This is a genomic window from Nonomuraea sp. NPDC049158, assembly GCF_040648335.1.
Taxonomy (GTDB): Bacteria; Actinomycetota; Actinomycetes; order Streptosporangiales; family Streptosporangiaceae; genus Nonomuraea.
This window is the reverse complement of sequence record NZ_JBEZDM010000064.1, coordinates 1-26419: the sequence shown is the minus strand read 5'-3', so window position 1 is coordinate 26419 and position 26419 is coordinate 1. Positions and strand designations below refer to the sequence as shown.

The 26419-nt window shown below is 71.9% G+C and carries 22 protein-coding genes and 1 pseudogene; 11 read left to right on the top strand and 12 right to left on the bottom strand.

Translation table 11 applies throughout. From position 1 onward, the window contains the following. Positions 1-81 precede the first annotated feature (81 nt). Complete coding sequence (locus AB0B61_RS55525) at positions 82-1023, top strand: hypothetical protein (RefSeq protein ID WP_358450072.1); 942 nt, start codon at positions 82-84, stop codon at positions 1021-1023. Between the two features lie 44 nt (positions 1024-1067). On the opposite strand, the gene AB0B61_RS55520 is transcribed toward AB0B61_RS55525, so the two are convergent. Beyond that, entirely contained in the window at positions 1068-5036 is a 3969-nt protein-coding gene (locus AB0B61_RS55520) for a S8 family serine peptidase (protein WP_358450070.1), read from the bottom strand. A 148-nt stretch (positions 5037-5184) separates the two neighbouring features. Here AB0B61_RS55520 and AB0B61_RS55515 point away from each other — a divergent pair, with 148 nt between their 5' ends. After that, positions 5185-6171 carry a LuxR C-terminal-related transcriptional regulator gene (locus AB0B61_RS55515; RefSeq protein WP_358450068.1) on the top strand — a complete coding sequence of 329 codons (987 nt, stop codon included), beginning with the start codon at positions 5185-5187 and terminating at the stop codon, positions 6169-6171. Then, the gene (locus AB0B61_RS55510; RefSeq protein WP_358450066.1) at positions 6158-7189 is read left to right on the top strand and encodes a helix-turn-helix transcriptional regulator; all 1032 of its coding nucleotides are present in this window, start codon (positions 6158-6160) and stop codon (positions 7187-7189) included. The genes AB0B61_RS55515 and AB0B61_RS55510 overlap by 14 nt, the downstream gene beginning before the upstream one ends. 3 nt (positions 7190-7192) lie before the next feature. Here AB0B61_RS55510 and AB0B61_RS55505 read toward each other — a convergent pair whose 3' ends face one another. Next, complete coding sequence (locus AB0B61_RS55505) at positions 7193-7408, bottom strand: hypothetical protein (RefSeq protein ID WP_358450064.1); 216 nt, start codon at positions 7406-7408, stop codon at positions 7193-7195. Positions 7409-7435: 27 nt separating this feature from the next. On the opposite strand from AB0B61_RS55505, the gene AB0B61_RS55500 reads away from it, so the two are divergent. Further along, complete coding sequence (locus AB0B61_RS55500; protein ID WP_358450062.1) at positions 7436-7909, top strand: hemerythrin domain-containing protein; 474 nt, start codon at positions 7436-7438, stop codon at positions 7907-7909. Here AB0B61_RS55500 and AB0B61_RS55495 read toward each other — a convergent pair. Then, entirely contained in the window at positions 7890-8768 is an 879-nt protein-coding gene (locus AB0B61_RS55495; protein ID WP_358450060.1) for a LysR family transcriptional regulator, read from the bottom strand. The two genes, AB0B61_RS55500 and AB0B61_RS55495, sit on opposite strands and share 20 nt — an antisense overlap. Positions 8769-8848: 80 nt before the next feature. Between AB0B61_RS55495 and AB0B61_RS55490 the strand changes: the two genes are divergently transcribed. Next, the gene (locus tag AB0B61_RS55490; protein ID WP_358450058.1) at positions 8849-10051 is read left to right on the top strand and encodes an MFS transporter; all 1203 of its coding nucleotides are present in this window, start codon (positions 8849-8851) and stop codon (positions 10049-10051) included. Then, positions 10042-10824, top strand: a complete 783-nt coding sequence (locus AB0B61_RS55485; RefSeq protein ID WP_358450056.1) for an alpha/beta fold hydrolase — start codon at positions 10042-10044, stop codon at positions 10822-10824. Before AB0B61_RS55490 ends, AB0B61_RS55485 begins: the two co-directional genes overlap by 10 nt. Here the strand turns inward: AB0B61_RS55485 and AB0B61_RS55480 are convergent. Then, entirely contained in the window at positions 10811-11296 is a 486-nt protein-coding gene (locus tag AB0B61_RS55480) for an RDD family protein (RefSeq protein WP_358450054.1), read from the bottom strand. The two genes, AB0B61_RS55485 and AB0B61_RS55480, sit on opposite strands and share 14 nt — an antisense overlap. Before the next feature lie 110 nt (positions 11297-11406). Here AB0B61_RS55480 and AB0B61_RS55475 point away from each other — a divergent pair, with 110 nt between their 5' ends. Both AB0B61_RS55475 and AB0B61_RS55470 read left to right on the top strand, forming a co-directional pair. Then, a complete protein-coding gene (locus AB0B61_RS55475) occupies positions 11407-12048 on the top strand; it encodes a TetR/AcrR family transcriptional regulator (RefSeq protein ID WP_358450052.1) in 642 nt (213 codons plus the stop codon). A gap of 256 nt (positions 12049-12304) precedes the next feature. After that, positions 12305-14386 carry an alpha-galactosidase gene (locus AB0B61_RS55470; RefSeq protein ID WP_358450050.1) on the top strand — a complete coding sequence of 694 codons (2082 nt, stop codon included), beginning with the start codon at positions 12305-12307 and terminating at the stop codon, positions 14384-14386. On the opposite strand, the gene AB0B61_RS55465 is transcribed toward AB0B61_RS55470, so the two are convergent. Further along, positions 14358-15254, bottom strand: a complete 897-nt coding sequence (locus AB0B61_RS55465; RefSeq protein ID WP_358450048.1) for an AraC family transcriptional regulator — start codon at positions 15252-15254, stop codon at positions 14358-14360. The genes AB0B61_RS55470 and AB0B61_RS55465 overlap by 29 nt on opposite strands. Before the next feature lie 93 nt (positions 15255-15347). Here AB0B61_RS55465 and AB0B61_RS55460 point away from each other — a divergent pair, with 93 nt between their 5' ends. Further along, positions 15348-16085 carry a phytanoyl-CoA dioxygenase family protein gene (locus AB0B61_RS55460; RefSeq protein WP_358450046.1) on the top strand — a complete coding sequence of 246 codons (738 nt, stop codon included), beginning with the start codon at positions 15348-15350 and terminating at the stop codon, positions 16083-16085. Between the two features lie 55 nt (positions 16086-16140). On the opposite strand, the gene AB0B61_RS55455 is transcribed toward AB0B61_RS55460, so the two are convergent. Further along, on the bottom strand, positions 16141-17151 hold the full coding sequence (locus AB0B61_RS55455) for a substrate-binding domain-containing protein (protein ID WP_358450044.1): 1011 nt from the start codon (positions 17149-17151) through the stop codon (positions 16141-16143). Positions 17152-17360: 209 nt separating this feature from the next. Between AB0B61_RS55455 and AB0B61_RS55450 the strand changes: the two genes are divergently transcribed. After that, entirely contained in the window at positions 17361-19661 is a 2301-nt protein-coding gene (locus tag AB0B61_RS55450; RefSeq protein ID WP_358450042.1) for a glycoside hydrolase family 3 N-terminal domain-containing protein, read from the top strand. Here AB0B61_RS55450 and AB0B61_RS55445 read toward each other — a convergent pair. The 3 genes from AB0B61_RS55445 to AB0B61_RS55435 all read right to left on the bottom strand — a co-directional run bounded on the left by AB0B61_RS55445 (position 19637) and on the right by AB0B61_RS55435 (position 22956). After that, entirely contained in the window at positions 19637-21505 is a 1869-nt protein-coding gene (locus AB0B61_RS55445) for a cytochrome c oxidase assembly protein (protein WP_358450040.1), read from the bottom strand. The genes AB0B61_RS55450 and AB0B61_RS55445 overlap by 25 nt on opposite strands. Before the next feature lie 85 nt (positions 21506-21590). Next, the gene (locus AB0B61_RS55440; protein WP_358450038.1) at positions 21591-22118 is read right to left on the bottom strand and encodes an MFS transporter; all 528 of its coding nucleotides are present in this window, start codon (positions 22116-22118) and stop codon (positions 21591-21593) included. A 190-nt stretch (positions 22119-22308) separates the two neighbouring features. Continuing rightward, entirely contained in the window at positions 22309-22956 is a 648-nt protein-coding gene (locus AB0B61_RS55435) for a hypothetical protein (protein WP_358450036.1), read from the bottom strand. A 174-nt stretch (positions 22957-23130) separates the two neighbouring features. Between AB0B61_RS55435 and AB0B61_RS55430 the strand changes: the two genes are divergently transcribed. Continuing rightward, positions 23131-24279: a helix-turn-helix domain-containing protein gene (locus AB0B61_RS55430; protein ID WP_358450034.1), complete on the top strand. Its 1149-nt coding sequence runs from the start codon at positions 23131-23133 to the stop codon at positions 24277-24279. Positions 24280-24343: 64 nt separating this feature from the next. On the opposite strand, the gene AB0B61_RS55425 is transcribed toward AB0B61_RS55430, so the two are convergent. From AB0B61_RS55425 to AB0B61_RS55415, 3 genes and pseudogenes are all read right to left on the bottom strand, one after another. Beyond that, positions 24344-24949, bottom strand: a complete 606-nt coding sequence (locus AB0B61_RS55425; RefSeq protein ID WP_358450032.1) for an energy-coupling factor transporter transmembrane protein EcfT — start codon at positions 24947-24949, stop codon at positions 24344-24346. Beyond that, complete coding sequence (locus AB0B61_RS55420; RefSeq protein WP_358450030.1) at positions 24946-25620, bottom strand: ABC transporter ATP-binding protein; 675 nt, start codon at positions 25618-25620, stop codon at positions 24946-24948. The genes AB0B61_RS55425 and AB0B61_RS55420 overlap by 4 nt, the downstream gene beginning before the upstream one ends. 84 nt (positions 25621-25704) lie before the next feature. Further along, a pseudogene (locus tag AB0B61_RS55415) lies at positions 25705-26367 on the bottom strand (thiolase family protein); the annotation flags it as partial. Positions 26368-26419: the final 52 nt, after the last annotated feature.

The following is a 26419-nucleotide window of genomic DNA, read 5'->3' as shown; positions in this document are numbered from 1 at the left end:
GAGGCGCCGCGCGCCGACCGATTCGCGGATGATCGCCCGCGCTTTACCGTGCTTCCGACCTCACGGAAACGGAGCGCGTGGATGCACAGATTCGTCAGATCCGGCTTATCCCTGCCCCTGGTCGGAGTCCTGGTCGCGGCCGCCCTCATCGCCACCGCGCCGGCGGCCTCCGCCGCGCCCGCGCGCGGTGACGGGCACCGGGTCACCCTCCTGGTCCACGGCTTCGACCGTGAGGCCGACACCAACTGCGCCAGCAGCTGGAAGGACGCCAAGGACCTGCTGAACGCCAATGGCTGGGGCGAGGTCCGTACGTTCGGCTACTACAACAAGGCCACCAACTGCGAGATCAGATATCAGGGCACCACCGACTCCCGCATCCAGGAGATCGGCCGGCAGTTCGCGTGGACCGTCTACTACTTCTACTCCAGCCATGACACGGCGATCGACGTCGTGGCGCACTCCATGGGCGGTCTGGTCGCCAAGGCCGCGATCGAGGGCGTCAACAGGTACGGCGTGGGCAAGACGCCGCCCGACCTGAGCGGGCTGACGGTCGATCTGAACAACATCGGCGCGGCCGGGTGGCCCAGCGGCTGGCCCCCGTATCTGTACATCGAGGACATGGTCACGCTCTCCACGCCGCACCAGGGCATCGGCAGCGCGCTGGTGACCGCGTGCGCCATCACCCACGAGCAGTGCAGCGACATGCGCCCGGGCAGCGGCTTCCTGAGCTGGCTGTCGAAGCAGCCACTCTCCCAGATGGGCACGGACTACACCTTCCTCGCCTCGAGCCATGACGACACGGTCAGCGTCGATTCGGCGACCAACAAGCGCACTGCCCATCATTGGGCGGTCTATGACAAGAACGCGGACGGCGGGACGCTGAGCCACACCGCCATGCGGACGACCTCGACCGGCGCGTGGCAGGCCTCGTGGGGCGGACAGCGAAGCGACGCGGGGTCGGGCTCGTACCCCGCGCCGCTCCTCCAGGCCATGGACGGCCTGTACAACCAGCAGAGCGAATAACGGGAAACGGATCGGCACGCCCGGCGTGCCGATCCGTTTTCGCGCTACTTCAGGCCGTAGGCCCGGGTGATCGTCTGGTCGATGGTGTTGCCCTCGGCGTCCACACCCTGGGCGCGGATGCCCACGGTGCCGTTGGTGGCCGACAGGGCGGGGTGGGCGATGGTCGCGGTGTAGGAGGTGGCGTTCTTCTTGGCGGTGGTGACGGGCTTCCAGTGGGCGCCGTCGTCGTAGGTGACCGAGAGCTTCAGGCTGCCGAGGCGTGCGTCGGGCACGTCGTAGGAGCCCTGGTAGCCGGTGATCGTGATCTTGTGCGGCCGGGCCGCCGCGGTTGTGTTGTCCAGGTCGAGGTCCAGGTCGTAGCGGAGGTTGAGCCGGCGGACCGGCTCACACGGGGCGAGGGTGCTGGCGAAGAACCAGCCGACGCACAGGCCGTCGTCGAGCGTCCGCAGCCCGCCGGTCGGGCGCTTGGACTTGAACGTCCACTCCGTCGCCACGTCGGTGGCGTACTTCTGCAGCGGCTGCGGGGTGTGGAACTTGTCGGTGAGGCGATAGCGGGCCTCGCCCTCCGGCAGGTCGTACCTCGGCATCTGGATCAGGACCGGGCCGCTGGTGCCCGCTTCGACCATGGGGATCTCCTGGCCGTCACGGTAGAGGTGCAGCTCGTCCTTGCCGCCGCGTTCCTCGTCGAAGCGCGCGTTCCAGGTGAAAGCCTCCTGGTGGTTCGGCTCCGGGCCCAGGATCGGCAGGGCGGCCACGAAGGTGTCGCCCGTGCGGCAGGGGAAGCACGTCGTGGTCCCGGTGGAGCGGGCCAGGTCGGAGAACACCGGGGTGCCGGGCACGCGCGGCTGGGCTCCCCACTCCTCGGTCTTCCCACCGGCCGTCGGGTAGACGTCCGTGGCGCTCGCCCACATTCCGGTGGTCTGCCGGTAGTCGGTGCCCTCGGGGTAGGTCAGCTGGGTCTCACGAGCCCACGACACGTCCCGCGAGACCGGCCCGACGTACTCGGTCACGGTGCTCTGCGCGGGCCAGGAGTAGCCGAACCGAGGACCGAGCAGCCAGCCGGGATGGGTGACCACGGTCGCCGACCAGTTGATGGAGGCGAGGGCGGGCCGGTCGGCGTGCAGGCGGTTCTTGATCTCGTAGAGGTCGCGCTTGCCGAGCTCGTAGTCGAGCTTGGCCGGGACGCGGCCGCGCTCGTGGAGGAGCAGCGAGTAGATGTACGGAGTGGCGGTGACGCCCTCGGCCTGGATGCTCACCGGCCGCCTGGCGAGCAGCGTGGCCAGGGCGCGGCCCTCGTCGGCGGGCAGGCTCATGGTCGGGATCGGGTAGATCGGCCAGCCCTTGGTCAGTTCGAGGAAGGCCCGGTTGACCGCCCCGTAGCCGAGTACCCCGGCGGCGCCGGCGTCGGCCGCGGCCTTGACCCGGTCGAGCGCGTTGCCCGTGCAGCCGGTGGCCGGGCACAGGTCGGACAGGTCGAGCAGGACGAGCTTGCCGCGTACGCCGGCGCCGGCGAGGTCGGCGGTCTGACCGCGGCCCCCGGACACCAGGGTGAGCGTGCTGCGGCCGTTCAGCTTGGGAACGTCGGCCGCCAGGCTCTGGTAGCGGGGACTCAGGGTGAGCCTGTCGGCCTTCATGCTGATCACGGGGGCGCCGCGCAGGATCTGTCCCGCGACGTCGAAGGTGCCCTGGGTGATCGAGCGGGTGGGCAGCAGCCAGTAGTTGTGCAGCCCGTAGGTGGGCGACATGGACTCGAAGCGGACGGCCCCGACGCCGTTGGCCGCCTCGCGCTCGGAGGCGTACTGCGAGTTGTAGACCTCGGTGGGGTCCGGGGTCTTCTGGGTGACCTGGCGGGCCTTGCGCATGTCGAGGGTGATCGTGGTGTCCTTGGTGGCCTCGAACTCCGGCTGCGACGGCAGGCCGATGTTCCACTGCCCGTCGCGCCCACGCCAGCTGATGCCGGCGTTCGCGCTGTAGGTGCCGGCGTACACCTGCGTCTCGGTCTCGGTGCCGGTGCTGGGGTAGTAGACGAAGTCGAGGTCGTCACGGTCGTCGGTACGCAGGATCGCCCAGGGGATCTCCTGCACGTCCGTCGCGCCGTCGGGCAGCACCATCCGGGTCTTGATGGTGACCTTCTTGGGCTCCACGAACGCGCCGACGGCGGTGTTGACGCTCACGCCGCTCGTGTCGGTGGCGTGCACGAAGCCCTCGTACCAGGTGGCCGGTCCCGACGGGTCGAAGGTGACGGCGACGGGCGCGGTGCCGTGCGCGGGGACGGTGACCGTGTCGTGGTCCAGGGTGAGCGTACGCGCGGGCGCGGTGCCCGCGTGGGCCTTGAGCCCGGTCTTGAGCGTCAGCGTCACCGGCTGGTCGCCGTCGTTGGTGTAGGTGAGCGTCTTGGTGACGGGGGCGGTGTGGGGGTAGGCCATGAGGCCGAAGTCGATGCTGCCCGAGGCGGTGACCGCCTGCTTCACGGCGCGCGCCACGTCCACCCGGCCCGCGCCCTGCTCGTACGAGCCGTAGCCGTCGTCGCGGGCGGTGCTGGTGAGGGCGTTCTTGAGCTGGGCGCCGGTCCAGTCGGGGTGCTTCTGCGCCAGGAGCACGGCCGCGCCCGCGACGTGCGGGGTGGCCATCGAGGTGCCCGACGCGCCGGTGTAGCGGTCGTTGACGGGCGTGCCCATCGTGGTGCCCGCGGCCCGCGCGGCCACGATGCCGACGCCGGGGGCGGCGATGTCCGGCTTGAGGCTGTAGTCGGCCAGCACCGGGCCCCTGCTGGAGAACTCGGCGAGCTTCTCCGACCCGTCCACCGCGGCGACGGTCAGCGCCGACGGCGCCGAGCCCGGCGAGGCGATCTTCCGGTTGAGGTAGTCGTTGCCCGCCGCGATGACGAACAGCGACGACGACTGGGCGCTGAGGTTCTCCACCGCCTGGCTCATCGGGTCGGGCCCGGTGTAGCAGCAGCCGCCGAGGCTCATGCTGATCACTCTGGCCTGCTGGCCGACCGCCCACTCCATGCCGGCCATGATGTCCGACTCGAACCCGTTGCCGCTCTTGTCGATGACCTTGCCGATGAGCAGCGACGCCTTGGGCGCGACGCCGGTGTACTTGCCGTCGGAGGCGGCGCCGTTGCCCGCGATCGTGGAGGCGACGTGGGTGCCGTGCCCGTGACCGTCCTGGATGTCCGCCTCGGCGGTGAAGTTCGCGCTCGCCACGACGCGGCCGGCGACGTCGGGGTGGCCGAGGTCGATGCCGGTGTCGAGGACCGCGACCTTGACGCCCTCGCCCTTCAGCCCGGCGGCCCACGCCTCGGGCGCGCCGATCTGCGGCACACTCTTGTCGAGTACGGCCTGCACCTTGCGGTCGAGCCAGATGGCCGAGACGCCCCGGTCGAGCTTGGCCGTGGCGTTCTTGTCGCTCGCAGGAGGATCGACGGCGGTCCAGAACTGCTGGACCGCCTGCTTGTCCACCCGGATCGCCGCGCCGCCCACGCTGGGCAGCCCGCGCGGCGCGGAGGTGGCGGGCAGGGCGTCGGCCTGCGCCGACAGGGTGTTGGCCGGCTGCTTGGCCTGACCGTACTGGACGATCAGCGGCAGGCCGGCGCTCTCCTTGTCGGTGTAGCCGTTCTTGGCCAGGTAGGCGACGTCGAACAGGCCCTTGTCCATGCGGCCCGACGACACCAGGTCCATCACGTCGGAGGGGAAGACGTAGTAGGAGCCCCGATCGCGGACGGAGATGAAGTTCACCGGAGCGCCGTCAGGTCGCTTGGCGGGGGTGACCTGGTGACGCGGGGTACCGCCGGGGCCGGTGTCGTAGGCGACCACGTCACCGGTGATCAGCGTGATCTTCGGCGCGTCCTTGGCCGGTGTTCCGGACGACTCGACGGCGGCGGCGGTCTGGCCGGAAAGGGCGGGTGCGGGGGTGGCCGAAGCCGGCGGCTCTACGGCCATACCGGTCGACAGCACCAGCCCCAGCGCTAAAAGCCCGATGGACGGGTTGCGCCATCGTGGACGAGTCATGGTTCTCCTCGCGGGGTAGCAGGCATGATCGACTCTCCCGAACCATGACATGTCAAGAAATATCCTGAGAAGATGACTCGACGTCCTTTTCCCGCCAATGACGGGAAAAGGACGGCCGGGAACCGGGGTTTTGGGTGATCATGTTGGGATGCTGCGCATCCTCGGCCTGTCAGCGGCGGAGCAGGCCCTCTACGAGGCTCTGGTCGAGCACTCCCCCGTCACCCTCGACGAGCTGGACCGGCTCGCCGGCACTCCCGGCCTGGCCGTCGGGCTGGAGGAGCTGGGGCTGATCGCCCGCCTGCCCGAGGACCCGCCCCGGTTCGTCGTCGTACCGCCGGAGATGGGGCTGGACGCGCTCATCCGCGAGCGCTCCCGTGCCCTGGCCGACGCCCGGCTGCGGGTGGCCCAGCTGTCCACGCGCTATCACCTCACCACACCCGCCCAGGAGTCGGGCGGGCTGGTGGAGGTGGTGATCGGGCGGGAGGCGGTGCTGCGCCGGTTCGAGCAGTTGCAGCGCGGCACCCGGCGCGAGATCCGGATGTTCGACGCGCCGCCGTACGCGGGCGTGGTGGGCGGCAACACCCAGGAGTTCGACCTGCTCAGCCGCGGCGTGGACTACCGGGTGGTCTACGACCGGCGGGCCATCGAGATGCGCGGCACGCTGAAGACCATCGTGGACTACATCGCCGCGGGCGAGCAGGTGCGCGTCGGCGACGTGCCGATGAAGCTGGTGCTCAGCGACTACCCCATGGCCCTCGTACCGCTCCGGCATGATCTGCAGATGGTCGAGTCGGCCCTGGTCGTGTACGACTCGACGCTGCTCGACGCGCTGGCGGCGCTGTTCGAGATGTACTGGGAGCGCGCCGTGCCGCTGCACGTCAGCCATGGGCGCGCCCGGCTGCCGGAGACCAGGAGCCCGACCGACGCGCAGCGCGACCTGCTGGCCCGGCTGGTGGCGGGCCAGACGGACAAGGCCATCGCGGCCCACCTCGGCTGGAGCGACCGCACGGTACGCCGTCACGTGCACGCCATGATGATCCAGCTGGACGCCCAGACCCGCTTCCAGGCCGGCTACCAGGCCGTCCTGCGCGGCTGGCTGGCCGACGAGAAGGGCGTACACGATGTCCCGGAGTGACAGGGAGGGCGCGGGCGCGCTCGGCGCGGCCGGGCTCACCCCGGACGAGGAGGTGGTGTACGAGCTGCTCATCGACGGCTCGCCGGCCACCACCGCCCGGATCGCGTCGCTGGGCGCGCCTACCGGGCTGCGCGCCGACCAGCTGCCCGCCGTGCTCGCCGCGCTGGAGGCCAAGGGGCTGGTCACCCGGTCCGGCGCCCACTACGCCGCCGTCGCCCCGGAGGCCGCGCTCGACGTGCTCCTGGTCACCGCGGAGCGGGAGCTGCTGCGCGCCCGCGAGCGCGCGGGCGAGCTCGACCAGGCCTTCCAGCGCCGCCGGGCGGCCGGAGAGACGCCGCCGGCGGTCGTCGAGGTGGTGACCGGGCAGCGGGCGGTCCAGCAGCGGCACGCCCAGATCCAGCGGGCCGCCTGGCACCAGCTGCGCTGCTTGTCCAAGCCGCCCTACTTCGACCCGCCGGGCAGCGTGGCGGCCCAGCGCGAGCTGCTCGACCGGGGCGTCACGAGCCGCATGATCTACGAGCGGGGCTTCGTCGACCGGATCGGGGCGCTGCGCCAGATCGAGACGATGGTCGGGGCGGGCCAGCAGGCGCGGGTGCTGCCCAGCCTGCCCATGAAGCTCTACCTCATGGACGACCGCTTCGCCCTGCTGCTGCTCCGGCACCACCCGGACGACCCCGACGCCGACGCCGCCCTGGTCGTCCACCCGTCCGGGCTGCTGGAGGCGCTGAGCCGGCTGTTCGAGGGGCTGTGGCAGCGGGCGCTGCCGCTGCGCCTGCGGCCTCCGGCGCCCGGCGCGGCCCCGCCCGCGCGAGCGCGTGCCTCCGCCCACGACGACGAGCGGCTGATCGCGCTCCTGGTGGCCGGGCTGACCGACGAGGCCATCGCCCGGCAGCTCGGCGTCGGCTACCGTACGGCCGAGCGGCGCATCGCGAACCTGATGAGCAGGCTCGGCGCCCACACCCGCTTCCAGGCGGGCGTCCAGGCCGCCTTCCGCCACCCTCCGCCGCCGGAGGAGTGAGGCTCACCGGTCCAGGCACTCGGCCGAGAGGGCGAGGCGGGCGGACATGTTGCGCTCCATCATGCGCAGGGCCGCCTCGCCGAGGTCGTGGTGAATGGCGGCCACGCAGTCGGGCGGCACCCTCAGGGCGTAGTGACGTACGTAGGCGTCCAGCCGTAGTTGTCGTTGACGTACACCAGCTGCGGTTTTAGCCGACCGGCCCCGGGCAGACGGCAGCACGCCGGACGAGGGAACGAAGGAGATCCGATGGACGCCATCGTGCTGCTGAAGGACGACCACAAGACGGTCGAGGGGCTGTTCAAGAAGTTCGAGCAGGCCGGCGAGCGGGCCTACACCGAGAAGCGCCGCCTCGTGGACCAGATCACCAAGGAGCTGGTCACGCACGCCTACATCGAGGAGGAGTACTTCTACCCGGCCGCCCGCGCCAAGGTGCCGGAGACGAGCGACCACGTGCTGGAGAGCGTCGAGGAGCACCACGTCGTGGTGTGGCTGCTGTCCGAGCTGAAGGACCTCGACCCGAAGGACGAGCACTTCAAGGCGAAGGTCACGGTGCTCATCGAGAACGTCCGGCACCACGTCGAGGAGGAGGAGAAGGACTGGTTCCCGCAGGTCCGCGCCGCGATGGGGCGCAAGGAGCTGCAGGAGCTCGGCGAGCGCATGGAAGCCGCCAAGGCCGAGGCCCCCGCCGAGCCGCTCGCCGTCAAGAGCGCCTCGCAGTAGTCGTCACGTGTTCGACGAACAGGGCCGCGGCGGCGGTCGGGGCAGGCAGCGGGTTCCAGGCCAGGCCGATGGGGCGGTGCTGGGCGGGGACGAGCGGGCGGTAGGTGGGGTCGTCGTGTTCCAGCGAGGCGGGCAGCGGCAGGACGCCCACGCCGAGCCCGGCGCCGATGAGGCCGCGTACGGTGGCGATCTCCTCGCTCTCGAACGCGATCACCGGTTCGAACCCGGCCTCCTCGCACAGCCGGTCGATCACCCGGCGCAGGTCCGTGGTCGGGGCGAAGGCGACGAACGGCTCGTCACGCACGTCGGCGAGCGTCAGGCCCGGGACGGCGGCGAGCGGGTGCTCGACGGGCAGGGCGAGGCAGAGCCGCTGCTCGCGTAGCGGGTGCCAGCGCGCGGGATTGCCTTCCGGTGGCGGGGTGACCAGGGCGGCGTCGATGTCGCCCTGGCCCAGCCAGGTGAACAGCTCCCTGGCGAAGCCCTGGTGCAGCTCGAAGCGGATGCCGGGCGTGCCGGCCCGCAGGTCGCGCAGGATCTCCGGCACCAGCCAGCGGCCCACCGAGTGCAGGAAGCCCAGCCGGATCAGGCCGGTGTCCGGGTTGGTCAGGGCGTCGATGCGGCGGCGCGCGCCCTGCAGCTCGTCCACGGCGCGGTCGGCGTGCTCGCGGAACAGCAGGCCGAACCGGTTGAGCGCGAGCCGGCGCCCGTGCCGGTGGAACAGCTCGACCCCCAGGTCGGCCTCCAGCCGGGCGAGCGCCCGCGACAGTGTGGACTGGTTGATCCCCTCCATCGCCGCGGTGTCGCGCATGTTCTCCGTGTCACACAGCGTCAGGAACCAGCGCAAGGTCTGCAGCTCCATCCTGCGATGATGCTCCTTCCGCATCAGCTCCGTCAAATTCTGCATTTTGCGCATCAGAGCTGAGCGGGCACGCTCGACGGGTGCTCTCGACTCTCGTGTCAGGGGATCGCGCCTCCCTCCGGATCAGGTACGGACTGATGTTCGGCGGCCTGGCCAACTTCCTCGCGCTCTACTACGTCCAGCCGTTGCTGCCCGGCGTCGCCGACCACTTCGGGGTCTCCGCCTCGGAGTCGACGGCGGTGCTGTCGCTGGCCACGATCACGATGGCGGTCGCGCTGCTGTTCGTCGGCCCGATCTCCGACGTGGTGGGCCGGGTGGTGATCATGCGGTGGTCCCTGACCGGCTGCGCGGTCCTGGGCATCGCCACCGCGTTCGCGCCCACCTGGCACTCGCTGCTGGTCCTGCGCGGGCTGCAGGGCGTCGCGCTGGCCGGGCTGCCCGCCGTGGCGCTCGCCTACCTGCGTGAGGAGATGCCCGAAGGGTCCCACGTACGGGCCAACGCCACCTACATCACCGGCACGGCCCTCGGCGGGGCGGCGGGGCGGTTGCTGCCCGGCCCGGTTCAGGCGGTGTGGGGCTGGAGCGGCGCCAGCGCCGTCGTGGGGGTCGTCACGCTGCTCTGCGCGATCGGCCTGTGGGTCCTGCTGCCGCCGTCGCGGCACTTCGAACGCTCCAGCCCGCGGCTGGGCGACCTGCTGCGCAACACCGCGCTCACGCTGCGAGACCCGTCACTGGTGGCGCTGTGCCTGGTCGGCGCGGCGACGATGGGGGCGTTCGTCGGGCTGTGCAACGCGCTGACCTTCCGCCTGGAGGCGGCCCCCTATCTGCTGGGCGGCGCGGGCGCGCTGGTGTTCCTGGCCTATCCGGTGGGCGTGCCGGGGCCGCTGGCCGCCGGGCGGCTGGCACTGCGGCGCGGGCTCGGCCTGGCCGCCCTGCTCGGCGTCGCGCTCCTGGTGACCGGTACGCTGCTCACCGCCGCGCCCCAACTCCCCGCCATCGTGATCGGACTGGCCATGGTCACCTTCGCCTTCCTCGGCACGCACTCCCTGGTCAGCGGCTGGGTCTCCGACCGCGCCCACCGGGTCGGCGTCGGCGTGGGCCAGGCCGCGGGGCTGTACCTGCTGGCCTACTACGCCGGCAGCTCGGTCTTCGGCTCGCTGGCCGCCTACCGGTGGGAGACGGGCGGCTGGTCGAGCGTGATCACCGTCTCCGTCGGGCTGCTCATCGGCGCCGGGTTCCTGCTGGACCTGGCCCGCCGCTTCGACACACGATCATGCCGGTAACCGTCACCGGGGACGGCGTCGCCGTCTCCTACCAGATCCGCGGCCGAGGCGAGCCCCTCGTTCTGCTGGCCGGGCAGGCCAACGACCACCACTGGTGGGACGGCGTCAGGGACGACTTCGAGGACCACCACACCACCGTCACCCTCGACTACCGCGGGACCGGGGACAGCGACAAGCCCGACGTCCCCTACACCACCCGTGGCTTCGCGGCCGACGTGGTCGCCGTCCTCGACGATCTCGGCGCCGACCGGGCCCACGTGTACGGCACCTCGATGGGCGGGCGTGTGGCCCAGTGGCTGGCGGCCGATCACCCGCACCGGGTGGGGTCGCTGATCCTCGGGTGCACCTCGCCCGGCGGCGCGCACGGCCTCGAACGGGACAACACCGTGAAGAGGTCGCTGGCCCAGCCCGACCGGCAGGCGGCGCGGCGGGCGCTGCTGGAGCTGATGTACACCCCGGCCTGGCTGGCCACCCACCCCGGCCCGTACACCACCCTCGGCGATCCCGGCATGCCCGCCTTCGCCCGGCGGCGGCACCTGGCCGCCAGCGCGGGGCACGACGCCTGGGACGCGCTGCCCGGCATCACCGCGCCCACGCTGGTCGTCCACGGCACCGACGACGTCTTCAACCCGGCGGCCAACGCGCCCCTGCTCGCGGGCCGCATCCCCGGCGCGACGCTCCGGCTCATCCCCGGCGCCAGGCACGCCTACTTCGAGGAGTTCCGCGAGGTCGCCGGCCCGGCGGTCCTGGACTTCCTGATCAGTCGATCATGACCACCGTGTTGGCGGCCAGGTCGTGCAGCGCGTGCTTGCGCCGGGTGAACATGATCCAGACGAGGTCGATCACGGTCAGGCCCACCGCGACGAAGAAACCGGACATCAGCGCGCGCCCCGCCGCCATGGCCGGGGTGAGCCGGGCGCCGTTCTCCCGCACCACGCGGATGGCGAACGCCTTCTTGCCGACGGTCTGCCCGTTCCAGTAGCCGACCAGCAGCCAGTGGTAGGCGTACCACGCCAGCGCCCCGGCGATCAGCCAGCGCCAGTCCAGGTGGAAGACGAAGTCGGCGAAGTCCTTCGCCGGGTCCATCGGCGCGAAGACCCCGGCCCGCGCCAGGAGGGGCCGGGTGAGCAAGACCAGGAGGACGGCATCGAAGATACCGGCGAGGAGCCGCCGCCAGCGTCCCGCGATCAACTCCTGCGCGAGATGGCCGTAGGGCGGGCCGTCGCGCCACACTGACTCGGACATGGATTCACTCCGGCGAATTGAGTAGCGGTCTCTCCGAAGGGCGTTCCATCGCGTTCCACGGACCGGTGGCATGCCAGAATCGTGCTGCCGAGACGTACCCGAAAGGACAGATGACCATCCCCGCCGACCGAAACGCCGAGCCCGCCGCCGGACGGACGGCCGTGGTGAGCCGGACGGGCCCCAAGCGCAGCGAGAGCATCCGGCTCGCGGTGCTCAACGCCGCCGACGATCTCCTGGTCGAGCGGGGGTTCAACGGGGTGACCATCGAGGGCATCGCCGCCCGGGCCGGGGTCGCCAAGCAGACCGTCTACCGCTGGTGGAAGTCCAAGGTCGACATCCTCCTCGACACCCTCGCCGACGACGCCCGCGAGGCCCTGGCCTGGCCGGGCGGCGAGGCGGACGCCGAGGAGGAGCTGAAAGCGCAGCTCCACCGGATCGCCGGGTTCTTCGAGGAGCCGTCGGGCCAGGTCCTGCGGGCGCTGCTCGGCCACGCCCAGACCGACCAGGCCACGGCCCTGGCGCTGCGCGAGGGGTTTCTGCGCGAGCAGCGCGAACGCGACCTGCTGGGGCTGCGCGCCGTGCTCGAACGCCACACCGGCCGCCCGGTGACCGAGCCGACCGTGGACACGCTGCTGAGCGTGCTGCTCGGCCCGCTCTATTATCAGGCGCTCGTCCACGGCGGCCCGCCCGGCCCCGAACTCCTGGACGCCACAGCCCGGCATGTCCTCGACCTCGCCCTGGCCAAGCCCTGAAGACGGCTATGTGGGGTGAGGCCGTCGAGGCACCGTCGCTCGGTCATCGCTTCGCCTGCTAGGTCGTGGCCGACGTTACGAAGCCGTTCTTCCGTCCTGCTTCCGATCTTCTTCCGTTCAGGTTCCGCGAACGAGAAGCCGGGATTTGTCGCCCGGTACGCCGATTGCGGCACCTGCTCGCCGGTCGATCAGCGCACCGTGCGAACCTCTTACACGAAAGCGGGCCCGGCGCCCGACCGAGTGTGAGGAGCCCGACGTGTCCCCCGTGATTCTCTCCGCCGCAGGCACCTGTCTCGTCCTTGACGTCGCGGGCTCCGACCTGCCGCGAGTGCGTTACTTCGGCGCCGACCTGGGCGCGGTCGCCGAGCCGCACCTGCTGCCCGCGCTGGCGTCGCTGACTCCCGCGCCGCCGCTGGTGCCGCTCCAGGGTGACAGCTGGTACGGCCGGCCGGGCCTTTCTGGATCCCGTACGTCCGCGCATCGGCCGGTCAGGTGGAGCCTCTACGGCCCGGTCGAGACACGGGCCGTGCCCGGCTCGGGCGGCAGCGTGACCATCACCGCGACCGACGAACAGGCCGGGCTCCGGCTGGTGAGCGAGCTGGCCATGGACGCCGGCGGCGTGGTCACCATGCGGCATGCGCTGACCAACACCGCCGCCGACCCGTACCGCGTGGACGAGCTGACCTGCGCGTTGCCGCTGCCCGCGCGGGCGGATGAGTTGCTCGACTTCACCGGGCGGTGGGCGCTGGAGAAGGTGCCGCAGCGCCGGCCGCTGGCCTACGGCGTCTGGTCGCGGGAGAACCGGCGCGGGCGCACCGGGCACGACGGCACGGGCCTGCTGGTGGCGGGAACGAGCGGGTTCGGGTTCCGGCACGGCGAGGTGTGGGCGGCGCACGCCGGATGGAGCGGCGACCACGTCCACTACGTCGAGCGGTTGACGGAGGGCGTGACGCTGCTGGCGGCCGGCGAGCTGCTCGCGCCCGGCGAGATCACCCTGGGCGAGGGCGAGACGTACGAGACCCCGCTGGTCTATTTCACCTGGTCCGACTCCGGGCTGGACGCGGCGGCCGGGCGGCTGCACGGCCACCTGCGCTCGCGCGGCCCGCGCCCGGCCCGCCCGGTCACCCTGAACAACTGGGAGGCCACCTACTTCGACCACGGCCTCGACCGGCTGCTGGCGCTGGCCGACCGGGCCGCGGAGGTGGGGATCGAGCGGTTCGTCCTCGACGACGGCTGGTTCCGGCACCGCCGCGACGACAAGGCCGGGCTCGGCGACTGGTACGTGGACGAGGGGGTGTGGCCCGACGGTCTGCACCCGCTGGCCAAGCACGTACGCGAGCTCGGCATGCAGTTCGGGCTCTGGTTCGAACCGGAGATGATCAATCTCGACTCCGATCTCGCCCGCGAGCATCCCGAATGGGTACTGGGCCGCGTCGACCGGCTCCCGCCGCCGCAGCGCAACCAGCACGTGCTCGACCTGGCCCGGCCGGAGGCCTTCGACTACCTGCTGGACCGGATCAGCACGCTGGTGGGCGAGTACGAGCTGGACTACATCAAGTGGGACCACAACCGCGACATCGCCGAGCCCGTCCACGACGGCGTGGCGGGTGTGCACGCGCAGACCGTGGCCGCGTACCGGCTGATCGACGAGCTGCGCCGCCGCCATCCAGGGCTGGAGATCGAGTCGTGCTCGTCCGGCGGCGCGCGGATCGACTACGGCATCCTGGCCCGCACCGACCGGGTCTGGACCTCCGACAGCAACGACGCGCTCGACCGGCAGGCGATCCAGCGCTGGACCGGCCTGCTCGTGCCGCCGGAGCTGATGGGCAGCCACGTCGGCGCGCCCCGCGACCACGTCACCGGCCGGTCGCTGGCGCTGTCGTTCCGGTGCGCCACCGCGCTGTTCGGCCACATGGGCGTCGAGTGGGACCTGACGTCGGCGAGCGAGGCCGAACGCGAGGAGCTCGCGGAATGGATCGCCCTGCACAAGCGGCTGCGGCCGACGCTGCACGGCGGGACCGTGGTCCGCGCCGACCATCCCGACCCGGCGGTGCTGCTGCACGGCGTGGTCCGGGACGGGCACGCGGTGTTCGCCTGCGTCCAGCTCGCCTCCCGGGTGGCCACGGGCCCGGCGCCGCTGCGCCTGCCCGGACTGGACCCCGAGGCCGTCTACGAGGTGCGGGTGGCGGGCCGCCGGCCCACGGGTGTCGGGCTGCCGCAGTGGACGGCCGCCCCGGTACGCCTGCGGGGCTCGGTCCTGGCCGGGCTCGGTCTGCCGTCCCCGGCGCTGAAGCCCGCGACCGCACTGGTCATCGAGCTTGAGGCCGTCCAGGGATAGGCCGTCCAGGGATAGGCCGTCCAGGAATAGGCCGTCCAGGAATAGCAGGTGCGCTGAACCTCGCCCGGTAAGCGGATGGGCTCATCGCGAAGAACTGCCGGAAGCGGCGGCTGGCGTAGTTGGGGTCGCTCCACCCCACCTGCCTGCCGATCGCCGCGACCGGCAGGTCCGTCTCGATGAGCAACGCCGCCGCCCGCTCGGCCCGCAGCCGGTTCAGGTAGGCCATCGGCGAGATGCCGAGCTGGGCGGTGAACGTCCTGGCCAGGTGCGCGCCCGAGACGCGGGCGAGCGCCGCCAGGTCATCCACCGACCAGTCCCGCCGCGGGTCGCCCTCCAGCTCCTGTACGGCCAGCAGCACCGCGGGGTGCGTCCCGGCGCTCCCGGCGGCGGGCTCGTCGAGCGAGGCCAGCGAGGCCGCCGCCCCGTCCAGCAGGCACAGCAGCGCTCCCACCTGCGTGATGTGCCCGCCCACCGCCGCCGGAAGCGCGGCCTCCACCACCGCGAGCGCCCCGTCGTCCAGCCGCGACACATGGCCCGAGCGGTGCAGCAGCCTGCCGACGTGCGGTTCGGCCCGCAGCCAGGCCAGCTCCCGCTGGAACATCTCCGGACCGACGTACACGTTGTGCACCACCAGCCCACGGCAGTCGCGGTAGCCGTGCCAGTCGCCCGGCCGCAGCAGCGTGACCGAGCCGCGGCTCAGCCCCTGCTCCCCGATGGCCGACACGTGCGTGGCGGTGCCCCTGGTGACCACGGCCAGCTCCAGGAAGTCGTGGCTGTGCGCGCTGTTGTCGGCGGCCAGCTCGTGCCGTTCCGCCACCACGGGCGGCCGGTCGGGAGTGAAGACGTCGTCGCGTCGTACACGGTGCACATCAGGATTGTGCTACATGCGAGCAACCCCCGTCCTAGCCCGCCCCGGGGCTTTCCGGCAAGAGTGGAGGCACCACCGACAAGGGAGAAGAACATGCTTGACGACGCTCAGGTGTCCGCCTACCGGCGTGACGGTTTCATCCACCTGCCCGAGGTGATCTCGCGCGAGGAGGCCGCCCGTTACGCCAAGGCGGCGCTGGCCGCGCAGGAGACCGTACGGGACAACCGGGAGGGCGACATCTTCGTCCAGCTGCTGCAGCTCTGGCAGCACGACGAGACGCTGCGCGAGCTCACCCTGCACCCGGGGCTCGCGGCGCTCGCGACCCAGCTGGCGGGTGTACCGCTGCGGCTCTGGCACGACCAGCTGCTGATCAAGAAGCCGCACAACGGCGCGGCCACCGAGTTCCACCAGGACCAGCCGTACTGGCCGCACACCGGCTCGCGGCACGCCCTGTCGGCCTGGATCGCGCTGGTCGACGTGCCCGTCGAGCGGGGCTGCATGACGTTCGTGCCCGGCTCGCAGGACCTCCAGGACCTGCGCGCCCAGGACTTGTCGGACGGCCAGGACCTCTTCCGGATCGCGCCCGAGCTGCGCTGGCGGCAGCGGGTGACCGTCCCGTTGAAGGCGGGAGACTGCACCTTCCACAACTCGTACCTGGCGCACTGCGCCACGCCCAACTTCACCGACGACCCGCGCATCGCGCATGTGGTCATCTACATGGACGCCGACGCGGTCTTCGCCGCCGAACCGGCGCACGTGCTGACCGACCCCCTCGGCCTCACCCCCGGCCTGCCGCTGCCCGACGAGCACTTCCCCAGCTTCGCTCGCTGATCGGCCGACCTGGCGGGGCCGACGGGCCGGGGCACGATCGCCGGCGTGCCCGGCGTCACCCGGGTCGGCGCGTCGCGCTGCCTCTGACGATGAGGGTCGTGGCGAGCTCGATCCGGGTGCCGGCCGAGCCCCTGCGGTGGGTCAGCTCTTCGGTGATCAGCCGGACCGCCTCGTTGGCCATGTCGTCGAGCGGCTGACGGACCGTGGTGAGCGGCGGGGACAGCATCTCGCACAGCGGGGAGTCGTCGAAGCCGACCACGGACACCTCGTCGGGGATGCGGATGCCACGCTCGGTCGCCGCCTGGTAGACGCCCGCGGCCTGCAGGTCGGAGCCCGCGAAGATGGCCGTGGGCCGGTCGGGGTGGTCGAGCAGCTCGGCGCCGAACGTCTTGCCGCCGGAGACCTGGAAGTCGGCGAAACGCGTGAGATCCGCCGACGGCTCGACGCCGAAGGAGCGGTGCGCGGCCAGATAGCCCTCGTAGCGATCCAGGGTGCACTGCGTGTCTAGCGGCCCGCCGATGAAGCCGATCCGCTCGTGCCCCAGCTCCAGGAGATGGGTCGTCGCCATCACCCCGCCCGACCAGTTCGTCGCGCCCACGGTCGAGAACCGGGGGTCGCGCTGGCCGACCGGATCCAGGAGCACCAGCGGGACCCGCAGCAGCTCTTCGACCGCCGCGATCTCCTCCCGGTTGGCGCGCGAGAGCACCAGGACGATGCCGTCGGTGCCGCGCTTGCGCACCATCCCGATCCAGCGCCGCAGGTCGAAGTCGGAGCGCGCGGAGGAGGTCACGACGAGCGAGAATCCCCAGCGCGCGGCCGCCTGCTCCGCGCCCTTGACCAGGACCTCCGCCCAGGGCGAGCCGAGCCCGTCGATGAGCAGGTCGACCAGGCCGACCTGCGGTGCGCTGGGCGGGCGGAGGGCTTCGTATCCGGAGGCCCGGACCGCTTCGAGGACCTTGCCGCGGGTGGCGGCGGAGACGTGCTTCTTGCCGCTCAGCACTTTCGAGACCGTCGGGACCGACACCCCGGCCGCCGCCGCGACGTCGGAGAGCGTGGGTCGGGGCACAGCACCTCCCGTTTGCCGACTTTCGGAAAATCGCTTGGCTAGTTAACTGAGCTGATTAGGCAGGTTCGGCAAGTGTTGACACGACTACAAGCCGGAACCTACCGTAACGGAACGGCAATGTCACGGTATTTTTTCGGAAAACTATCCGGAAACTTTCCGATATGACTCCGGGGCGCCTCGAGTGCCAGATCGACAGTGAGGGTGCGTGCATGACGATCGATGAGCGTCGAGCGCGACGCGTCGGCGAGCTGCTGGCCGACATGTCACTCGACGAGAAGCTCGCGCAGCTCGTGGGCGTGTGGCTGAACGTCAATCGCGAAGAGGGTGTCGTCGCGCCGCTGCAGGACGCGATGCAGGGAGAGGACGTCGCGTTCGAGGAGTTCGCCCGCGACGGACTCGGGCAGATCACCCGGCACTACGGGACCCGGCCCGTCGATCCGGAGTGGGCGAGCACCCTGCTGGCCGCGCGGCAACGGTGGCTGCTCGACCACACCCGCCTCGGCATCCCGGCGCTGGCGCACGAGGAATGCCTCACCGGCCTGGCGGCCTGGCGGGCGACGACCTATCCGGTCCCGCCGGCCTGGGGCGCGTCGTTCGACCCCGAGCTGGTCGAGCGGATGGGCCGGCAGATCGGGTCGAGCATGGCCGCGCTCGGCGTTCACCAGGGGCTCGCTCCGGTGCTCGACGTGATTCGCGACCAGCGGTGGGGGCGGGTCGAGGAGTGCGTGTCCGAGGATCCGTACGAGGTCGCGACGATCGGGGCGGCGTACGTGCGGGGACTCCAGTCCACGGGCGTGATCGCCACGTTGAAGCACTTCGTCGGCTATTCGAACTCCCGCGCCGGGCGGAACCTGGCCCCGGTCCACGCGGGGCCGCGTGAGGTGGCCGACGTGCTGCTGTTCCCCTTCGAGGTCGCGATCCGGGACGCGGGGGCGGGTTCGGTGATGAACTCCTACGCCGAGATCGACGGAATCCCGGTCGCCGCGGACGACTACTACCTGACCCGGATCCTGCGTGACGAGTGGGGTTTCGACGGCACCGTCGTCGCGGACTACTTCGCGGTCGCCTTCCTGCACACGCTGCACGCCGTCGCCACGGACGCCGAGGACGCCGCCGTGCAGGCGCTCACGGCGGGGATCGACGTCGAGCTGCCCACCGGGGTCGCCTATATGGCGCCGTTGAAGCGGGCCGTGGCGAGCGGGCGGATCGCCGAATCGCTGATCGACCGGGCGTTGAGCCGGGTGCTGCTGCAGAAGGCGAAGCTCGGGCTGCTCGACGACGACTACGAGCCGGCTGCTTCGGGGCCCGTCGACCTGGACGGCGCCGAGTCCCGGGCGCTGGCGCGGCGGCTGGCGGAAGAGTCCATCGTGCTGCTGACGAACAACGGCCTGCTCCCCCTCGGCGACGGCGCGGGACAGCGTGTGGCCGTCATAGGCCCGAACGCGGACAGCGTCACCGCGCTGTTCGGCTGCTACTCCTTCGTCAACCACGTCCTGCCGCACTTTCCCGAGGTCGAGCCGGGCATCGAGTCGCCCACACTGCTCGACGCCCTGCGGGCGGAGTTCCCGGACGCGGTGCTGCGGGTGGCGCGCGGCACGGGTGTCGACGACGGCGACCGCGCGGGGTTCGGCGAGGCCGTGGACCTGGCGGCCGCCTCCGACGTGGTGATCCTCGTGCTCGGCGACCGGTCCGGCCTGTTCGGCCGGGGCACCTCCGGCGAGGGCTGCGACGTGGACACCCTCGACCTGCCCGGCGCCCAGCAGGCACTCGCCGACGCGGTCCTCGCCACGGGCACTCCGGTCGTGGCGGTCCTGCTGACCGGCCGGGCCTACGCCGTGCCGGGCATCCTCCGCGAGGCCGCCGCCGTGGTGCAGGCGTTCTTCCCCGGCGAGGAGGGCGCGGGGGCCATCGCCCGGGTGATCAGCGGCGCCGTCAACCCGTCGGGGCGGCTGCCGATGAGCATGCCCGGCTCGGCCGCCGGTCAGCCGTACAGCTACCTGCATCCCCGGCTCGGCGCGGCCGGCTCGGTGAGCAACATCGACCCCGCTCCGGTGCTGGGGTTCGGTCACGGGCTGAGCTACACGCGCTTCGCCTACGACGAGGTGTCCGTGGCCGGGACCGCCCCGGCGGCGGACGGGTCGATCCACTGCTCGGTCGTCGTCCGCAACGCGGGTGAGCGGGCGGGCGCGGAGATCGTGCAGGTGTACGCGTCGGACGTGGTCGCCTCGGTCACCCGGCCCGTCGCCCAGCTGGTCGGCTACGCGCGCGTCGAGCTCGCGCCCGGCGAGCGGGTGTCGGTCGGCTTCGAGGTGCCGACGCGGCTGCTGGCCTTCACCGGGCGCGACGGCCGGCGCGTCGTCGAGCCCGGCGAGGTGACGATGACCGTCCGCCGCTCCGTCACCGACGTCGTCGCCGAGCGGACCGTGACGCTGACCGGGCCGGTGTACGAGATCACCGGCGCCGAACGGCGGCTGACCATGGTCGATCAGACGAGTGTCCTTCTCCGCTGAGCGGCCCGCCGCCATGACGCCAGTCGTACCACGGGGGGCACGAGCACCACGACCGCGACGACCAGCACCGTCAGCCCGGCGGCCCGCTGGTCGGCGGACAGGTCCGACACCCCGGGCGGCGACACCAGCGTGAACCAGTCCACGCCCACCCCCGGCCCGAACCGCAGGGCCAGCCCGAGCGCGAGCTGCGTCACGGCGACCACCGCGAGCAGCCGCACCCGCGTCACCCAGGTGATCGGGCGCGGCAGCGGATCCACTCCGGCCAGCACCCAGAAGCACAACGCCCCGGTGCAGAAGAGCAGCGCCAGGGTGAGCAGATGGAGCGCGTAGCTGTACAACGACTGCCCCAGCCAGCCGGTCCCGTACAGCACCGCCACCGGCACGATCTGCCCGGCGGCGACGGTCACCGGATGGGTGAGCCGCGCGGCCAGGCGGCTGTCCAGGATCGCGCGGGTCACGTCGCCGTACTGCGACCGGTCCGTCGTGGTCTGGGCGGCGAGCGTCAGCGGCGCGCCGAGCGCCAGGAGCAGCGGCGCCACGAGGGCGACCAGGCCGTACTGCAGCGCCGTCGCCGACAGCAGCGCGCGGGCGTAGCCGCCCACCCCGCTGAGCAGGGCGAACGCCAGCACCGCGAGTCCGGCGAGCCACGCGGCGGTACGGCCCGGCGGCCACACGATCCCGTCGCGGGCCAGGCGGCGCAGCCCGACGAGGTAGCCGGTCGCGAGGGCGGCCAGCACGAGCAGGATCAGCGGGTCCAGCCTGATCTCGGTGAGCAGGCCGCCGATCGAGAAGGGCGGCAGGTTGTACTCCAGCAGGAGGTGGTCGTGGCCGCCGCCGCCCTCTGAAGGCGGCGGCGGGGTGCGTGACAGGGCGACCGCGAGCCCGACGGCCGCCGCCATGACGATCGCCTCACCGGTGGCCAGGCGGACGAACGTGCGCCGCACCGGGCGTTCGGCCAGGCCCGCGACGGTACGGCGGCGATGGTTCTGACCGAAGACGCCCAGGGCCACCAGCGCGGCCGCCTTGGCCAGGATGAGCAGGCCGTAACGGGTCTGCCACAGCTGCGCGACGGCGTCGAGGCGCACCCAGGCGCTGGCCACCCCCGACACGGCCACCGCGCCGAAGCAGGCCAGGGCCAGCGTGCTGAACCTGGGCACCACCTCCGTGAGGCGATCCGACCGCCGGAAGTGGACCAGGACGGCGGCCAGGCCGCCCACCCACACCGCCACCGCCGCCAGGTGCGCCATCAGCGCGGAGATCGCGATGTCGTGATCACCCGCCGAGGCTGCGTGGCCGACGTAGGCGGGCGGCAGGATCGCGAAGACGGCGACCGCCAGCAGGAAGGCGTTCCACCAGGGCGAACGCCACAGGCTGGTGCCGATCGCCACCACCCCCGCCGCCGCGGCCACGATGAGCAGCGCCTGGGTCTGCGGGACGGTCGTGCCGAACGACAGGATCGACGGGCTTTCGAACAGGTCGGTGAGCGGCAGGCCGACGACCTCCGAGATCGTCAGCAGGTACGTCATCGCAGCGGCGGCGGCCCAGCCCAGCCCCCAGCGGCCGGCGGCGCGCAGACAGGCGGCGACCTCCGGCGTACGGCGCGGAGCCAGGATCACGGCGGCCACCAGCGTTCCCACGGTGGCGAAGGCGCACAGGTCATAGGCGAACCGGGCCAGGGGCATCCCCCAGTCGGTGAACGGTCCCGCCTTGGGCAGGCCCGGGATCGACGGCTGCGGCACGCTTCCGCCGAACAGCAGGGCCGCGACCAGCACCAGGACTCCGGCGGCCACGGCGACGACGGCGTATCGGCGGGCCGGCGTCGCCCCGCCTCGGAAAGTTGACACGGCTGCTCAGGTGCCGGCGGGCAGGGGTCGACGGCATCGGGGGGTTGACGGCATGGTGATCTCCACGTGGCTGCGGGACGGGGGGTCAGAAGGCAGCCGGGAGCGGGGGTCCACGCCGGACGACCGCGTGACGCAGGACGCTCTCGTACGGTCCGCCGAGTGAGCGATAGGCGGGCGCCGGTGGAGTGAGTGGGCATGCGGGGCACGGCGCCAGGACGAGGAGCAGGCGTACGGCCAGCCGCCGCAGCACCGCCCAAAGCGCGGTCTCGCCCCTTGCCACCCACCATCCAGTCACCAGAGTGGCGGTGAGGTGGCAGAGCACCATGCCCGCGTCGGTGGCCGGTCCGTGTCCGGGCGGCATGGGCGCCGGGGCGTCGTGCCAGGAGAACAGCCCATGCAGGAGGACTTGCGCCGAGCCGAGCAGGACGGCGATCGGGACCGGCGCGCGCTCCCGGCCGGCCGGCGCGGCGGCGAGCGCCGCCACGAGTCCGGCGCCGAGCGCGAGATGGCCGGGGCCCGGCAGGGTGCCGTCGGCGAACCAGTGGGCCAGGGCGGCCAGCGTCACACAGACGGCCGCGAAGAGGGCCGACCGCGCTAATCGCAACGGCAGCATGGCTCGCATGGTGCCCAAATGCTCCCACACCAGCAGCCCGCCGTGAGGCGCGTTCCCACCTATGGCTTCTTATCCGAAATTTCAGTTTTTCCAGGCTTCTAATGTGGATCGCCAGGCGTGCCGCTCGTCACATGACGCGCGCCGGCGGCACCCGTATCGGGACCACCGGCGCGCTGATCATGCGTGATCGTCAGGCGTGCACGCTCCGACAATTGATCTTGAACGAATCGCCGTAGCCTTCCCAGACCCCTACCAAGGTCCATCCCTGGGAGACCTTGTCAGCGTGCTGCCAGGTGCAGGCCGCATGCAGGTCGAGGCGGATCTGAGCACCATCGTTCCTGGTGCAGACCCAGCCGGTCACGTTGTCGCCCAAGTGCTTCGCGCCGTTGTAGCCGATCGACTGGCAGAAGCCCGCCAGGTTCATGCCCTTGAAGAACTCGGTCGCTCCCGGCGAGGCGTGGCACTTCCACTCGCCGGCGCTGGTGCCGTTGGTCGACGCGGTGACCGGATAGCCGGCGGCCACGAGCGGGCTGAACTGCCACTGGCAGGCGCTGGCCACCGAGAGGCCGACTTCGTCCTTGCCGCTGACGCACCGCCAGCCATCGAAATGGCTGCCCACCAATTTGGCGCCGTCGTACCCGATCGACCTGCAGTAACCGTTGAGGTCGACGCCGCCCAGGTAGGCGTCGACCGATTGGACTGTGAGCGGTGCGGCTTGGGCGGGCGAGGCGCCGAGCCAGGTCGCGCCCAGGCACGCCAGCAGCACGGTCAGGACGAGATGACGCAGTCGCATACCGATCCCTTCGTCGAGCGGTCGATGGCGCCGCAGCCGAACCACGCCGCGGCCTGGTAAGTATCAAATCCGCCCGCCGAGCAGGTCTTCGTGGCGGCGACACAACGTTCCACGCGCTGTTGCGCGTTCGCGTAAGGAGCATTGATCCACGACGAGCGGGACGACGAATACGCCAGGGGGCAAGCACCGAACCTGACCGTTTGAGGGGGGAAACGGAACGTGGGCGGACTGTTCGAGTCGTTACGTGAGCAGGTGGAGGACAACGCGCGCAACGCCGTGTCGGCGTATCAGCGCGAGATCCCCGAGTATCGAGACATCCCGAGCATCGGCGGCGAGCGCGACCACCAGGCGAGCATGTACGGTTTCGCGGTCTTCATCCGGTCCCGCAGACTCGACCTGGCGCCGGCGCGGCTGCCGCTCAACGACGATGACCTGTCGACGATCTCGTCGGTGGGCCGCCAGCGTGCCGAGCTGGGACTGTCCGTACTGTCGCAGCAGCGGGTACTCGGGCTGCACACGCATCTCACGCTCCAGGAGATCCACCAGGTGGCCGGCCCGGAGGACGGCGACGACCTGCTGCGGATGCTCGGCTGGATCGGCTCGCAGAGTGTCCGGGCCAGAAGCGCGTACCTGCACGGGTACACCGACGGGGTGGGCCGGTCACGGTCGCTGGCGACCCGCAACGAGCTGCTCGCGCGCGCACTGCTCGCGGACGAGCCGGTGGAGCCGCGACTGGCCGACCCGCTGCGGCCCTTGGTGGCCTCCCGCTACGCGGTGTCGGTGGTGCGCGTCCCCGCCCCCGCCGTACCCGAGCGGGACCGCTCCGCCGTGGTGAGCGCGCTCGCCACCGGCTCGCTGGTCGCCTGGCTGAGCCGTGGCGAGCTGGTCCTCCTGACCCCCGGCACCGTGGATCGTACGATGGCGCTGCACCAAGTGCGGTCGGCGGTGGCGCTGCTCGGCCGGGCCTGCCAGGTCGCCTCCGTGGAGGGCGTGACCGGTCAGCTCGCCGAATCCCTCACCTGGGCGCGGGAGGCCAGCCGGGTGGCGCCGACCGAGGACCGGCCGGCGCGCCTGTACGTCCTCGCCGACCTGTTCGTGGAGATGGCCGTGGCGAACACGCCGGAAATCGACGCATGGCTGCGCGCCTTCGCCCGGCGGCTGTCCAAGGGGCCGGACCTCGTGTCGACCCTGCACGCCTACTACAGCCACGACATGAACCGCGCGGCGGCGTCGGCCGCGCTGCGCATCCATCCGCGCACCCTGGACTACCGGCTGCAGCGCGCCCGCAAGGTGACCGGCCTGGAACCCGGGTCGACGCTCGGCGTACGGATGCTGAGCACGGCGGTGGCCCGCCTGCTGGCCCGGTGAACCGGCTGGGCAGGCTGCCGCCCGATGCCTGCCCGTCGGCACGTGACCGCCCTCAGTCGTCCGGTCAGTCATCCAGGCCGCGGGCGCTGAGGGCCTCGCCCAGCGCGTCCGCGTGCCGCAGCGCGCTCACCACCAGCGGCACGGCGAAGGCCCGCACGCTCCACTCCACTCCCCTGGCGCGCTGCGCCTCCCGTACGCGGGTCGTCAGCTCGGCCATGACCGGCACACTGCGGATCGTGAGGGACAGCAGCAACGACAGCCGGAACGGATCCAGCCCCACCCAGCGCGCCGGCGACAGGCAGCGCTCCAGGAACGCCATCATGGCCTCCGTCCGCGTCGTCAGGGTGACCAGCCCGGCCAGGGCGACGGCCAGGACGACCCGGGACACCGAGGTGATCGCCGACGGCAGGTCCGCGAACACCGCCTGCATGGCGAACAACGCCACCGCGAACCAGCGGACCGGCCGTACCTGCGCCCAGGCCGCCGCCGCGCCCACCCCCGAGACGGCGAACAGCACCCCCACCACCAGCGCGGCGACCGCCATCGACACCGGCGCGCGCAGCAGGACGAGTACCGTGCAGCACGCCGCCAGGCCCGCGAGCTTGGCCCCCGCGGGCATGCGGTGCAGCGGCGAGCCGCCCGGGACGTAGGCGCCGGTGAGCCCGTTCACGACATGAGCTTCCGGTAGTGGCCGATGGCCGCCGGCGGCGCGGCGTCGGCCACGATCCGTCCCTCGTCCATCACCAGCAGGCGGTCGAAGTCCGCCAGCAGCGCGAGATCGTGGCTGATCACGACCACCTGCTGCGGCAGGTCGCGCAGTACGTCGGCGACCAGCCGGGAGTGGCGCAGGTCCAGGAGGGTCGTGGGTTCGTCCATGACGAGGATCTCGGGTTCGAGCACCAGGACCGAGCAGAGGGCGAGCAGCTGCTTCTGGCCGCCGGACAGCTGGTGGGCGGGGTGGTCGGCGTGGCCCGCCAGGCCGTACTTGTCCAGCACGTCTGTCACCCGGCGCTGGACCTCCTCGCGTGGCAGCTTGTGCCGGCGCAGGGAGAACGCGACGTCCTCGGCCACGGTCGGCATCACGATCTGCGCATCCGGGTCGGTGAACAGGAACCCGACGCGCCGCCTGATCCTTGCCGCGTGACGGCGGGTGTCGTCGCCGAGGACGGTGACAGTGCCGGAAGTCGGCAGGACCAGGCCGTTCAGCAGCCGGGCCAGCGTGCTCTTGCCCGACCCGTTGGCCCCGATCACGCCGACCCGCCGCTCGGGCAGGCGGGCCGTGACGCCGCACAGCACCTCCCGCTGCCCGAGCCGGACCCGCACGTCGTCCAGCTCGATCACCCGCACCACCTACGAATCTCAACCTCAACCGGCTTGCTCATCGGCTCACACCACGCACGCATTTAACCCGCTCGCTCATTGGGCTCACACCACCTCGAACAGGGCGGCGACGCCGAGGCCGCCCCCGACCGCCGCCGTCGCCAGCCCCAGCGTCCCCGGCGGCGCGCCCGACCGTACGAGCCGCGTGAACAGCCGGGTGACCACGACGGCTCCGGTGGCCCCCCACGGATGGCCGAGCGCCAGCGCGCCGCCGTCGGCGCAGACCCGGTCCCGGTCGGCGCCGAGCGGGTCGAGCCCGAGCGCGTCCGTGACGGCCAGCGTCTGGGCCGCGAACGCCTCCACGATCTCCACCGCCGCGATCTGTTCCATGCTCACTCCGGTACGGCCGAGCAGCCGTCGTACGGCGGGCACCGGACCCCAGCCGGGCAGGGCGGGATCACAGCCGACCACGGCCCCGCCCCGCAGCCGGAGGCCCGGCAGCCCGGCCCCGGCGCGCAGGCGTTCCGTGGTGAGGGCGAGCACCGCCGCCCCGTCGCTGACCGGCGAGGAGTTCCCGGCCGTCACCGTCCCTCCGGGGACGAACGCCGCGGGCAACCGCGACATCGACTCCGGCCGCAACAGCCGGGGCCGTTGGTCATCCGTCCGGCCGCCGACCTCGACGATCTCCGCCGCGAACCGGCCCGCCTCCCGCGCGGCCACCGCCTTGGCGTTGCTCGCGCGCGCGTAGTCGTCCTGGCGCGCCCGTAAAACACTGTTTACGGCCGGACGTTGCTCTGCACCTCACCCACCGGCACGTCGC